13 protein-coding genes are annotated in these 12,569 nt (G+C 68.0%); 7 read left to right on the top strand and 6 right to left on the bottom strand.

Annotated features, from left to right (window positions below):
- Nucleotides 1-24: 24 nt before the first annotated feature.
- Entirely contained in the window at nt 25-489 is a 465-nt protein-coding gene (locus AB5J62_RS43750) for a DUF6474 family protein (protein ID WP_370945938.1), read from the top strand.
- Here AB5J62_RS43750 and AB5J62_RS43745 read toward each other — a convergent pair.
- The 4 genes from AB5J62_RS43745 to AB5J62_RS43730 are packed head-to-tail and all read right to left on the bottom strand — an operon-like array spanning nt 486 to nt 4,018.
- The gene (locus AB5J62_RS43745; RefSeq protein WP_370945937.1) at nt 486-1,448 is read right to left on the bottom strand and encodes a glycine betaine ABC transporter substrate-binding protein; all 963 of its coding nucleotides are present in this window, start codon (nt 1,446-1,448) and stop codon (nt 486-488) included. The genes AB5J62_RS43750 and AB5J62_RS43745 overlap by 4 nt on opposite strands.
- Nucleotides 1,445-2,224: an ABC transporter permease gene (locus tag AB5J62_RS43740; RefSeq protein WP_370945936.1), complete on the bottom strand. Its 780-nt coding sequence runs from the start codon at nt 2,222-2,224 to the stop codon at nt 1,445-1,447. Before AB5J62_RS43740 ends, AB5J62_RS43745 begins: the two co-directional genes overlap by 4 nt.
- On the bottom strand, nt 2,221-3,384 hold the full coding sequence (locus tag AB5J62_RS43735) for an ABC transporter ATP-binding protein (protein WP_370945935.1): 1,164 nt from the start codon (nt 3,382-3,384) through the stop codon (nt 2,221-2,223). Before AB5J62_RS43735 ends, AB5J62_RS43740 begins: the two co-directional genes overlap by 4 nt.
- Nucleotides 3,371-4,018 carry an ABC transporter permease gene (locus AB5J62_RS43730; RefSeq protein ID WP_370945934.1) on the bottom strand — a complete coding sequence of 216 codons (648 nt, stop codon included), beginning with the start codon at nt 4,016-4,018 and terminating at the stop codon, nt 3,371-3,373. Before AB5J62_RS43730 ends, AB5J62_RS43735 begins: the two co-directional genes overlap by 14 nt.
- 211 nt (nt 4,019-4,229) lie before the next feature.
- On the opposite strand from AB5J62_RS43730, the gene AB5J62_RS43725 reads away from it, so the two are divergent.
- The 6 genes from AB5J62_RS43725 to AB5J62_RS43700 all read left to right on the top strand — a co-directional run bounded on the left by AB5J62_RS43725 (nt 4,230) and on the right by AB5J62_RS43700 (nt 10,149).
- Nucleotides 4,230-4,778, top strand: a complete 549-nt coding sequence (locus tag AB5J62_RS43725) for a hypothetical protein (RefSeq protein ID WP_370945933.1) — start codon at nt 4,230-4,232, stop codon at nt 4,776-4,778.
- Nucleotides 4,779-4,914: 136 nt separating this feature from the next.
- Nucleotides 4,915-5,595: a YcnI family protein gene (locus AB5J62_RS43720; RefSeq protein ID WP_370950491.1), complete on the top strand. Its 681-nt coding sequence runs from the start codon at nt 4,915-4,917 to the stop codon at nt 5,593-5,595.
- Nucleotides 5,595-6,128, top strand: coding sequence for a copper resistance protein CopC (locus AB5J62_RS43715; RefSeq protein ID WP_370945932.1), 534 nt, complete (start codon nt 5,595-5,597; stop codon nt 6,126-6,128). The genes AB5J62_RS43720 and AB5J62_RS43715 overlap by 1 nt, the downstream gene beginning before the upstream one ends.
- Nucleotides 6,125-7,153 carry a copper resistance D family protein gene (locus AB5J62_RS43710; protein WP_370945931.1) on the top strand — a complete coding sequence of 343 codons (1,029 nt, stop codon included), beginning with the start codon at nt 6,125-6,127 and terminating at the stop codon, nt 7,151-7,153. The genes AB5J62_RS43715 and AB5J62_RS43710 overlap by 4 nt, the downstream gene beginning before the upstream one ends.
- Nucleotides 7,154-7,219: 66 nt before the next feature.
- Nucleotides 7,220-7,987 (top strand): hypothetical protein, encoded by a 768-nt coding sequence (locus tag AB5J62_RS43705; RefSeq protein WP_370945930.1) that lies wholly within the window; start codon nt 7,220-7,222, stop codon nt 7,985-7,987.
- 83 nt (nt 7,988-8,070) lie between these two features.
- Nucleotides 8,071-10,149, top strand: a complete 2,079-nt coding sequence (locus tag AB5J62_RS43700) for a tetratricopeptide repeat protein (protein WP_370945929.1) — start codon at nt 8,071-8,073, stop codon at nt 10,147-10,149.
- 199 nt (nt 10,150-10,348) lie between these two features.
- On the opposite strand, the gene AB5J62_RS43695 is transcribed toward AB5J62_RS43700, so the two are convergent.
- Nucleotides 10,349-11,236 carry a phosphotransferase enzyme family protein gene (locus tag AB5J62_RS43695; RefSeq protein ID WP_370945928.1) on the bottom strand — a complete coding sequence of 296 codons (888 nt, stop codon included), beginning with the start codon at nt 11,234-11,236 and terminating at the stop codon, nt 10,349-10,351.
- Between the two features lie 10 nt (nt 11,237-11,246).
- Entirely contained in the window at nt 11,247-12,557 is a 1,311-nt protein-coding gene (locus AB5J62_RS43690; protein ID WP_370950490.1) for a tetratricopeptide repeat protein, read from the bottom strand.
- Between the last annotated feature and the right edge of the window lie 12 nt (nt 12,558-12,569).

Here is a 12,569-nt window from a genome sequence, read left to right as displayed (position 1 = left end):
GACCAAGCTCGGAGGAGGTAGGCCATGGCGCGCAAGGTCAAGCATGAGGCGAGTGAGGGCAGGTTCACCCCGAAGAACGCACGCAACGCACTCGGCGTGGCGAAGGTGATCGCGCCTGCCGTGATCCCGGTCGTGGCGCCTTACGCGGTGCAGGCGGCGGGCGCGGTTCGTGAGGCTTACGACCGCTACCAGGCACGAAAGCTCGGCGTCGACGTCTCGCGGCTCGCCGAGTTCACCGGGCGCGGCGCGAAACTGCACGCCCGGATCTCGGGTCTGGCCGACGGTCTCGTCGAGCTTTCGATGTCCTCGAAGGCGTCCGCGGCCGACAAGGAGTTCGCCGACCGCACCAAGGGCACGCTCGAACAGCTCGCCGCGTCCGTGCGGGCGGCCGAGCGGATGCCCGCGCCGCGCCGCAAGTCCGCGCATCGTGCGGTCGCCGGTGAGCTGGACATGCTGGAGGGCCAGCTGCTGCACCGGCTCGGCGTTTAGTCGGTCTTGACGAAGCCCTTCGCGACCATCCAGTCGCGGGCGACTTCACCGTGGTCGCGGCCGTCGACGTCGACCTGCTTGCAGAGCTCGATCATCTGCTCGTTGTCGATGGCCTTGCTGACCGCCTCGAGCGGACCACGCAGTTCCGGGTGCTGCTTGAGGAAGTCGGAGCGGAGCGTGGCGACGGCGTTGTACTGCGGGAACGCCTTCTTGTCGTCCTCGAGGACCTTGAGGTTGAGGCCGGCGATGCGGCCGTCGGTCGTGAAGATCTCGCCGATCGGGCAGGTGCCGCTGGACACGGCCGAGTAGATCGTGCCGATGCCGAAGTTCTTCACCACGGGCTGCTGGAACCCGTATGCCTTGACAGCGGCTGGGAAGCCGTCCTGGCGGCTTGTGAACTCTGTCTCCAGGCAGAACACCGCCTGATCCGGACGCTCCTTGAGAAAGCGAGCCAGGTCCGAGTTGGTCTTCAGGTTGTTCTGCTGCGCGTAGGCCTGCGTGACGGCGAAGCCGTACTGGTCGTTCAGCGGCGAGTAGTTCAGCCAGGTGACGCCGAACTTCTCTTCGTCGGCCTTCTTCGTCGCTTCGTACTGGGCCTGCTCGCCGCCTGGCACGGGCAGCTCGTTGCCCTGGTAGTTGATCCAGCCGGTGCCGGTGTACTCCCACGTGACGTCCGTCTGGCCGCCTAGCAAAGCTTGCCGTGACGAGTTGGAGCCCTTGATGTCGGTCAGGTCGCGTACGTCCGCGCCTGCCGCCGACAGCGCCATCTCGGCCATGTACGCCAGGAGGATGTTCTCGGTGAAGTCCTTGGACCCCACGGTCACCTTGACGTCCTTGAGCGCCGGGATCGGCTGGATCGAGCCGGGGTGGATCGTGTACGGCAGCGAGGTGTTGACGTCGAGGCCGCACGCGCTGGTCAACGCGACCAGCGCCACGGCGGCGAGTGCGCGCAGCTTCATCGCAGTCCCTTCGGTCCGAGCAGCTGTTCGGCGACCGCGCCCAGCCAGTCCACCAGCAGCGCCAGTCCGACGGCCAGCACCGAGCCGGTGACCAGCACCTTGGTGAGGTTGAGCTTGTAGCCCGTGTCGATCAGCAGCCCGAAGCCGCCCGCGTTGACGAACATGCCGAACGTCGCCGTGCCGACCGCGAGCACCAGCGAGGTGCGCAGACCGGCCAAGATCAGCGGGATCGCCAGCGGGAATTCGACGCGCCACAGCACGCCGGACGACGACATGCCGATGCCGCGGCCGGCGTCGATCAAAGCCGGGTCGACCTGCTGGAGGCCGACCATCGTGTTGCGCAGCACGGGAAGCAGCGAATAGAACGCCAGCGGCAGCGCGGCGACCCACAGTCCGCCGGTGGCGCCGGTGACGATGAACCAGAGCACCAGCACACCCAGCGCGGGCGCGGCCTGGCCGATGTTCGCGATCGCCAGCAGCACCGGCGCGGCCCAGCGTGCCCATGGCCGGGTGGCGACCACGCCGAGCGGCACCGCGACCGCGACCACGATCGCCGTCACCACCAGCGTCATCAGCAGGTGGTCGCCGAGTGCCTCGAACAGCGAGCTCGCGTTGAGGGTTTCCTTCTCCGTGGCGGAAAGGTCACTCGCGAACACGACCGCCAGCACGCCGCCGACGATCAGCAGGACCGCGGCGGGCTGGGCGAAAAGCCGGACGCGCTCGGCACGTTTGGAACTGGATTCCGTGGAAAACCCGGTGTCGACGGTGGCTGTCATTCGGCCACATCCCCGTTGTGGTCCTCACGCAGCTTCTGGATGGTGGCGATGACGGTGTCGAGTTCGATCGTCCCGGCGTACTCGCCGCGCGCGCCAGTGACGGGCACCGCGCCGCCCTCGGCGAGCATCGCCTCGAGCGCGTCCTGCAACGTCGATTGCAGGGTGACGATGTCGCGCAACGGTTTCCCGGCCGTGGCGAGCGAACTCGCGGACGCCAGCTGCCTCAGGTGGACCCAGCGAACCGGACGGCGACGCTGGTCGAGCACCAGCACGAAATGCTTGTTGCGCTGCACGAGCTTCTCGCGCACGTCGGCGGGCGACTCGCTGATCTCGGCCGTAAGCGCTTCCTGCTGGAGTTCGACATCGCGAACGCGCAGCAGGGTCAGCTGCTTCAGCGAAGCACCGGCGCCGACGAAGCCGGCGACGGTGTCGTCGGCCGGGTTGGCGAGGATCGACTCAGGCGTGTCGTATTGCAGGATTGTCGACTTGTCGCCAAGGACGGCGATCTTGTCGCCGAGCTTCACGGCCTCGTCGAAGTCGTGCGTGACGAACACGATCGTCTTCTTGAGCTCGGTCTGCAGTCGCAGCAGCTCGTCCTGGAGGTTGCCACGGGTGATCGGGTCGACCGCGCCGAACGGCTCGTCCATCAGCAGCACCGGCGGATCGGCGGCGAGCGCGCGTGCGACGCCGACGCGTTGCTGCTGGCCACCGGAGAGCTGGCGCGGGAAACGGTCGCGGAAGTCGGCGGGGTCGAGGCCGACCAGGTCCATCATCTCCTCGACGCGGTCGTTGATCCGCTTCTTGTCCCAGCCGAGCAGGCCGGGCACCACGGCGATGTTCTGCGAGACGGTGAAGTGCGGGAACAATCCGGCCTGCTGGATGGCGTAGCCGACGCGGCGGCGCAGGTCGTCGGCGTCGATGCGCAGCGCGTCCTCGCCGCCGATCGTGATCTTGCCCGAGGTCGGCTCGATCAGCCGGTTGATCATCCGCATGGTGGTCGTCTTGCCACAGCCGGACGGGCCGACGAAGACCACGATCTTGCCCGCGGGCACGACCATCGAGAAGTCGTCGACGGCGGGCTCGCGGGTGCCGGGGTAGCGCTTGGTGACGTGCTCCAGCTCGATTTCGACCCCGGAGACCTCGTTCTCAGCCACGGACACCCCTCGAAACAGTAAGCCGGTTGATCAGGACGTAGACGCCGTCGAGCAGCAGCGCGAGGATGACCACGCCGACCGTGCCCGTGATGGCCTGGTTCAGCGAGTTGGCGCTACCCGCGTTCGACAGCCCGGAGAAGACCTCGGAGCCGAGGCCGGGACCTTTGGCGTAGGCGGCGATGACCGCGATGCCCATCAGCATCTGGGTCGCCACGCGCATCCCGGCCAGGATCGCCGGCCACGCCAGCCGTAGCTCGACCCTGGTCAGCACGCCGAAGCGGCTCATCCCGATGCCTTTGGCCGCGTCGCTGATCGCCGGGTCGACACCGCTCAGGCCGACGATCGTGTTCCGCACGATCGGCAGCAGCGCGTAGAGCACCAGCGCGACGACCGTGGTGTCGGCGCCGAGCCCGAGCACCGGGATCAGCAGACCCAGCAGCGCGAAGGACGGGACCGTCAGGATGGTGCTGGCGAGCGCCGTGGCCAGCGCGGAGCCGATCGGGCTGCGGTAGACGGCGATCCCGATCACCACCCCGATGACCGCGGCCAGGATCGTGCACTGCACCACCGCGCTGACGTGCAGTAATGCCTGGAGGGACAGCCGGTCCCACCGGTCGGACACATACTCGAGAATGTTCATCGTCTTGGGAACTCCCGCCGCCGAACGTGCGTCAACCGTTGCCTATTCACTGACGTTCGGCAACCGTCGTGTCCGATTTGGACGGCTTCGCAAGCCCCTGACCAGCGACAATGACTGTCAAGATGCCATTCGTGTGAGGCACCCACCGCTGTCGTGCTCACCACGCGAGAAGCTGTCGCTTCGGCCCTGGTTCGTCCCATAGAGTGAGTCGGTGAGCATTCGGACCAACGAGCAGAGCGCCTTGCGCCTCGTTCGTGGTGCCCTGCTCGCGGTGTCGTCCGCGGCACTCGCGGTGAGCGCGCACGCGATCGCGGACGGTGGCGTGCCGGACGCGGCGCTGACCTTGCTGCTCACCACGCTGATCGGCTGGACGGCCACCGCGCTCGCGACCAAGAGCCGCGGCGCGCTCGCCACGCTGGCGGTGCTCGGCGCCGGGCAGATCGTGATGCACACCGTGCTCACCACGCTGGTCACGCACGCCGAGCTGCACAGCGGCGGCTCCGGGCTGCTGCCGAGCGGCCCGATGGTCGCGACACACGCGCTCGCGACGCTAGCCACCGCGCTGCTGCTCGCGCACGCCGACACCCTGTTGCTCACGGCGGTGGCGGCGCTGCGGCTGCTGCTCCCCGTCGTCTGGCGGCCGGTCCCCGTGCCTGCCGCGCCCGCCCGCGCGCTGGCGTTCCCGCCTGCCGAAGGGCATCTCACGCGCGTCACGCTGCGCCGTCTCAATACGCGCCGCGGCCCGCCCGTCTACTCCTGAACCTTCATTTTCCCTTACCCACCAACGAATCCTTCCGATTCGTTGGCACACCCCTGTTCAGGAGTATTTCGTGTCCTACAAGAAGTCTCTCAAGCGCGCCGGTTTCCTGGCCGCCACCGTCGGCGTGCTCGGTCTCATGAGCACCGGCATCGCCTCGGCCCACGTCACCGCCAACGTCTACGGCGCCCAGCCGACCAAGGGCGGTTACGGCGCGATCTTCTTCCGCGTGCCCAACGAGGACCCCGCGGTCGGCACCACCAAGGTCGAGATCGAGATCAAGCCGGAGTACGCGATCGGCACCGTCCGCACCACGAAGATCCCCGGCTGGACCGCGCAGGTCACCAAGTCCAAGCTGCCCGCACCGGTGAAGAACGCGGCGGGTGCCGACGTCACCGAGGTCGTCACCAAGGTCAGCTGGACCGCCGAGCCCGGCAACAAGATCGCCGCGGGCACCTCGGAGTTCGCCGAGTTCGAGATCAGCATCGGCGCGCTCCCGAAGCTCGACGAGATCGAGTTCCCGGCGACCCAGACCTACGAGGGCAACAAGGTCGTCAACTGGAACGAGAAGGCGCCCGCCGGTGGCGAGGAACCGGAGCACCCAGCCCCGACCGTCAAGCTGGCCGACAAGCCCGCCGGTGGCGACCACCACGGCGGCGCGACGTCGACCGACACTTCGGAGCACACTGAAGCGGCGGCCGCCAGTGACACCACGGCCCGCTGGCTCGGCGGCGCCGGCCTGATCGTCGGCGCGCTGGGCCTCGGCGTCGGCGCGGGCGCGACGATCCGCGCGCGTAAAGCAGGCAAGGGAACCAACTGATGCGTAAAGCGCTCACCGCGCTAGCCCTCGTCGGGGCCGCCATGTTCGCGATGGCGTCCCCGGCGCTGGCTCACAATGTGCTCATCTCCACTGACCCGGCCAAGGGTTCTTCGGTCGACGCCGGGCCCGCGAAGATCACGCTCACGTTCGACCAGTTCGTGCAGAACGCCGACGTCAACCAGATCGCGGTGACCGGACCGGGCGGCGGCCAATGGGCCGAGGGCCAGGTCAAGGTCGACGGCAGCGTCGTCTCCGTGCCGCTGCGGCCGCTCGGCCCGGCTGGCGAGTACAAGATCGGCTACCGCATCCTGTCCGCGGACGGGCACGCGGTGACCGGCGAGTCCACCTTCACTCTCGCCAAGGCGGGCACGGGCACCCCGGCGAGCGCCGACGCGGCCAAGGGCACCGGGCAGGCGGCCACCACGGAGTCCACTTCGGACGGTGGGGTGCCGATCTGGGTGTGGATCGCCGGCGCCGTCGTGCTGCTCGGCGTCGGACTGACCGTGGCGCTGCGAACGGGCGCCAAGGCATGACCAAGACCGAGACCACCTCGAATGTCCGCTATTCCACGCTGTTGTGCGTGGTCACGGCCGGGCTGATCGGCGCGCTCATCGGGGTCGCGCTGACCACCACGACACCGGTCCCCGGTGTCCAGGAGGCAGGCGGGGTGGTCTCGGTCGGCATCCCGATCGTGCGGGTGCTGCTCGACATCGCGGCCGTCACGACCATCGGGTTGTCCCTGCTGTCGGTGCTGGTCGGCTACGACCGCCCGAAACTGAGCGAGCCCGTGATGCGCCACGCGCGTCCCGGCGCCGTCGCCGCCGCTTTGGTCTGGGCTGCGACCGCACTCGTCGCGTTGGTGTTGCAGACGGCCGAATTCCGGCCGGGCTCGGCCAAGATTGGCATGAGCGACGTTGGCGCGTACATCGCCCAATTCGGCGCCGGCAAGGCTTTGCTGATCGTCGCCGTGCTCGCGTTGCTGCACGCCGGGCTCGGCATCTTGTCGTTGCGCCACGGCGAAAAGGTGCCTGCCGAGGTACGGGTCGGGCTGGGTTTGTTCGCACTGCTGCCATTGCCGGTCACCGGGCACGCGGCGAACTGGAACTACCACGACTACACGATGATCTCGATGGAACTGCACGTGATGAGCGCCGTCGCCTGGACAGGCGGCCTCGGCGCGATGACCGTGCTGCTGGCGAGCAACCGCACGCTGCTCGCCCACGCGCTGCCGAAGTTCTCGAAACTCGCGACGCTGTGCCTGATCCTGTCGACGGCCACGGGGTTGTTCAACGGTCTGATCGAGATCTACCTGAACCCGACGCTGAGCTTCTGGGACGGCTTGTTCAGCACGCCGTACGGGCGGCTGGTGATCTTGAAGTTCCTGTGCACGGGCGCGATCGCGCTGCTCGGCGCGCATGTGCGCTGGCGGCTGATGCCGCAGATCATCCGGCACAACCGGACCGCGCTCGCGGCATGGGCGACGCTCGAACTGACGATCATGGGACTGGCCTTCGGGTTCGCCGTGGTGCTGACGAGGGCTCCGGTTTCGATCAGCTGATCTCGCAAGGCAACCTCCCCGTCGCCGCCCGCGTGTAGTGCGTGGACGACATCGGGGAGGCATGCGGTGATCAGGGAAATAACCGGAGCGGAATTCGAGGCCGCGCGAGCCTGGCTCGTGCGCCGCGGTGACCAGAGCGTCCCGACGAGGCTGCTCGCCGTCCGGCTCGGTTTCCGGCGAATCCGCAAGATCGGCTGGGTGTTCGGAGCGGCCGCGGTCGGAGCCTTGCTGGGTATCGCCTACGCATGCCTGCAGTACCTGCCGAACGTGCGCGGCGTCGAGATGACCGAAAGCAAGTCCGTCTACTTCGTCACCGGCGCGGTAGTGGTCGGCGGATGGCTGTCGATCCGCGCTCAGGAGCGCCCGTTGCGTAGGTTGCCCGCGCCGGTGGGCACACGCCGCCCGTCCTGGTCGCAGGAACTGGGCGGCTGGTATTTGGCCTCGTTGCTCATCACCTTCGGCGGTGGCGCGGCGCTGGCCGCGGCCATGTACTTCACCACCCCGGCACAGACCTACGCGTGGAGCTGGCTGGGCGCGCTCGGCTGGGCCGCGCTGTGCACCGCAGTGGTCCTCGTCGGTATTTGGCGCGCGCCGGTCATCGCCGAAGACGCGGCGTCGGCCTCCGCCGACACCATGCTTCGAATCGAGGACAGCTTCCTGGTGCTGCCCGGCGGTTTCGCCCCGCTCGTGCTGATCGACCTGGTGACGACCCATCGGCAGCCGCCCGAGTTCACCTGGTGGCTCGTGGCTTACGCGGCACTCGCCATCGCCACCACCGTGGTCAGCGGGATCAAGCACCGGTACCGACTCTTTACTCCAAACGGCCGCATTTGACGGGAACCGGTTACCACCGGACGTTTCACGCGGGATGCTCGGCGCGTTCTCTGGGGTAACCCATGTGGAGGAGGAGCGCGTCGATGGGTGGCCCGGTTCCGGGAGACCGCAAGGTGGAAGTGCCCCAGCCGCGCACCGGGGCGGGCGCGGTCAGGCCGTCGACGTCGGGACCGAGACAACTACCGCTCGTGCCCGCGCACTTCACCAATCGCGCCGAAGAGGCCAAGCTGCTCGACAGGCTGATCGAGCGTGACCGGACCACCCCCGCCATCCAGCTGATCAGCGGGCAGGGCGGGATCGGCAAGACCGCGCTGGCGACGAGCTGGGGGCACAGCGTCAGCTGGCGCTTCCCGCACGGCCAGCTGCACGCGGACCTCGGCGGCTACAGCACGACCGGTCCGCTCTCCACGTCCGAGGTGCTCGGCCGGTTCCTGCGTGCGCTGGGCGTGCCGCCGAACGGGCTGCCGGGTGATCCCGACGAGCTGACGAACCTGTACCGCACGGTCACAGCCGACAAGCCGTTGCTCGTGTTCCTCGACAACGCGCGCACCACCGACCAGGTGCGGCCGCTGATCCCGGCGAGCGCGGACAGCCTGGTGATCGTCACGTCCCGGCGCACGCTGGGGACACTGCAGGCCGAGCACCTGGTCAACCTCGTGCAGCTCGACCCGTTCAACACCGCGCACGGCGAAGAACTGCTGAGCCGGACCATCGGCGAGAACCGGTTCAATTCCGAGACCGAGCACGCCCAGATGATCGTCCGGCTGTGCAGCGGGCTGCCGATCGCGCTGTCGACGATCAGCGCCAAACTGGCCGCGAAGCCGCGCATGCCTCTCGCGAAAGTCGCATCTGAGCTACAACTAGAACATCGACGACTCGCGGTGCTGACGAAAGAGGCGACTTCGGTGCAAGCCAGCTTCAACCTGTCCTATGACGCACTACCGCCGGACGCGGCCGCGCTGTACGCGGCGCTGGGGCTGCACCCCGGGCCGGACTTCGGGGTCGGGGTCGCCGCCGCGTCCATCGGCAAGAGCACCGAAGCCGCCGAGGACCTGCTCGACCAGCTCGTCGACGACGGCCTGCTGATCGACGTGCACGGCGACGGCGAGCGGTTCACCTTCCACGACCTCGCCAGGCTGCACGCCAAGGAGAAGACGGCCGGGCACGAGAACGAGCGCGACCGCGAGATCGCCGTTCGTCGCATGCTCGAGTGGTATCTCTACGCCGCGAGTTCGACGGTCGACCTGACCGTCGCCGACCAGAAGCCGATCGAGTACCGCTACGAGTACCGCCCGAAGACCCGCGTCACGTTCGAGTCGCGTGACGAGTCGCTCGCCTGGCTCGAACTCGAGCGCGCGAACCTCATCGCCGCCGTCGAAACCGCCTACGAGCAGCAGCTGTACGAACTGGGCTGGCAGCTGGCCGCCGCGATGTGGCCGCTGTTCCTGCTCCACAAGCACTACCCGGACTTCCTGCGGGTCAGCCAGCTCGGCGTGAAGTGCGCCAGCCGGTGGGGCAACCACTCGGCGGAAGCGCTGATGCACAACCGCAGTGGCGCGGCGACGCGCGGCACCGGCCGGTTCGACGACGCCGTCGGGCACTACCGGTCCGGCTACGAGACGGCGACCGCGGCGGACGACCACGTGGTCGCCATCCGCTCGGTCGAAGGACTCGGCCTGGTCGCGCTCGCGAAGGAGCGACTGGAGGACGCGCTCGAGGCGTTCACCGAGAACCTGCGGATGAGCCGTGACCAGGAGCGGGCGCACGACGTCAGCCTCGCGCTGATCAACCTCGGCGCGACGCTGAACAAGGCCGAGCGGCCTGCCGAGGCGATCGACCGGCTACGAGAGGCGAGCGCGCTGCTCACCGAGCAGGGCGACGAGTACAACGACGCCCGCGCGCGGATCGAGCTCGGCCGCGCGCTCGCGCTGACCGGCGAGTTCGCGGTCGCCCGCGAGGAACTCGGCCGCGCACAGGCCGTCATGCGGGCACGCGGTTCGAAGTTCGAAGAGGCCAGGACGCTGCAGGCACTGGGCGAGGTCGCGGAGACCGCCGGCGAGGTCGACGAGGCCAAGCGGCTCTATGACCAGGCGCTCCCCATCCTGGTGGGGCTGGGCCGCCCTGAAGCCGATGCGTTACGAAATCGGCTCGCCGGTTTGTGACCCCCAGACGCGAAAGCATGATCGTCACCCGGTAAGGTGGCAGAGAGTAGCTGCAACTTGCGCATGTGGGTTTGCAACTAGACCGTCCAGGGTGATCAGTTCGGCCGAATTGACTACTCAAATACGCTGTTCACCCCAGAAACGACGAGCGGTCATTACGGTTCGGCGAATGCCCGAGAACAATCTTGTCCTAGGCCTTTTAGCGGTACCGGTTCCAACGAACATCGGTGCGGCCGGCACGCAGATCATCGAGTCTTCTCCGCAATTCGTCCCGCACGTCGGGATGGCTGCGCAGGATGGGCAGCACCGACGTCGTCAGCTTGAGCTCACGGACCGCTCGCAGCACTGAAAACCCCGGCCAGGACGTCACGTCGAAGCCGTAGCCGTCGGCGAACTCGCGATACCGCGCCTCGGAGTCCCCGAACCGCTCACGGCCGACGGCCATCGGCGTCAGGTCCCATTCACGCGGGCCGAGGCAGGCCGAGTCGAAATCGCACAGCACCGGGCCGTCGGGCCCGCAGATGACATTTCCGATGTAAGCGTCGCCGTGGACAAGCCCCTTGGGCAGCGCGAAGTCCAGTTCGGCCAGCTCGGCCTCGACGTCCGCGCAGCGGCGCAGCAGAAACCGCCGGTCACCGTCGTCGAGCTCCTCGGCGTCGGAAACCCGGGCGCGGACGGCGTCGAGCGGCGCCCAGTCGGGCAGATCGACGGGTGCGGGCAGCGCGTGGACCTGGCGGAGCAGCCGGGCGAGGTCGGCGGCGGTGGGCTCGGCGCCGGTGTCCGGCACCTCCGTCCACACCGTGAGCAGGTGCCCGGCGATCCACAAGGGCTGGTGGACGCCGGGCAGCAGGCGAATGGCGGGCACGCCGTGGCGTTCGAAGTGCTCCGCGACCCGCACGACCTTGCCGACGCGGTGCCGCAGCGCGCGCGAGCCGACGATCCTGATCACCACACCGGCGCCGTCCAGCGCGTAGACGGCGTTGTTGGTGAACCGGAGAAGCCGCGCGCCCCGCGGGTCGAAGCCGAGCAGCTCGCAGGCGCTGATCAGGACTTCTTCAAGTTTTTCGCTGGTGAAGCGACCGTCCAAGACGGGTCGGTCAGGCCGCGAAGAACGCGTGCAGCCGGTCGGCGAGATCGCGGGCATCGGGATTGTTCCGGCGCTGCTCGGCCTCGACCTGCAGCGGCTTCAGGCGGTCGCGCACCCGCGCGGACTTGATGCCCTCCGCGCAGTCGAGCGCCTTGCCCCCGACCCTAGCGCCCTGGTCGATATCGCCGTCGAGCAGGTGATTCGTGGCGAGCGCGCCCAGCATGAAGGTCTTGCTGCGAGCCATGTCGTCGGTGTAGGACTCGACGGCCTTGGTCAGCGCGGGAATGGCGAACTTCGTGTGCGAGGCGCTCACTTCCTGCGCCAATACCGTATGGACGGTGCCGATCATCGCGTAGACGTCGGTCTCGTTGAAGAACTTGACCCAGGATTCGGCCTTGTCGACGTCCGCACGGCTGAACTCGTCCTTGCTCCTGTTGAGCAGTTTTGTCGCCTGAGTTTCATTGCCCATCAGCGCGTACGCCCACGCCTCGTTGGCGCAAAGCACAGCGACGGCGAGCTCAGAGCCGGATTCCTGAGCCGCGATCTGGCCGAGCTGGAACAACTTCAGTGCGTCATCCGCAGCGTTCTGGTGCAGGTAGACCCGGCCCATGCGGTAGAGCACGTTGGCCACCAGCGGGTGGTTCTCACCCTGTTTGGCCAGGTCGAGCGCGTTGGCGAAGTGCCCACGCGCGGAATCCATCAGCCCGGTATCGAAAGACGTCCAGCCTGCGAGGCTGTGCAGATCAGCGAGCGCGACGAACAGCCGGTTCTTGACGATCTCCGTGCCGTTCGACTCGAGCATTTGCTGTCCCCAAGACAGCTGGGCGACGACGGCGTCTCGGCAGAAACCGCCGCCGTACTGGTAGTCCAACGCGCGTAGCGCCCTGGTCGCGGCCTCGACCTGCCGCACATCCGTCATGCCGATCCGACCCGGCGCCGGCGTGCGTGCCGGATTCGCCGTCCACGTTCCCGAGTCCTGACCGAACACCGCCGCACCCATCGTGACCTGTGCGGCATGCGCGAGGAACCTCCGTCGCTTCACGGACTCGTCCTCCTCTGCCTGCTGGCCGTCGGCAGCACCGACGACCCGTATCGCTGTGGCCTCGTCATAGGCGAGACCCATGTATCCACGGGGGACACCCAGGCCGTCCGAGATCCTCGTGAGGACGTCGTAGGCCATGACCTGGCGACCTTTGAGGATCTCGGACACCTCGGACTGCGATTGGCCGGTCATCGCGGCGATCTGGCGCTGCGAAACACCGTGCTTGCGGAGCAGCCGGTACACCGAGCTGATCGCGCGTTTGGACAAGGCCTCGCGCATCTCCGGGTGCTC

The organism is Amycolatopsis sp. cg5 (assembly GCF_041346955.1).
Taxonomy (GTDB): Bacteria; Actinomycetota; Actinomycetes; order Mycobacteriales; family Pseudonocardiaceae; genus Amycolatopsis.
Note: the sequence above shows the minus strand (reverse complement) of the source record. Positions and strands in the feature narration are given on the sequence as shown.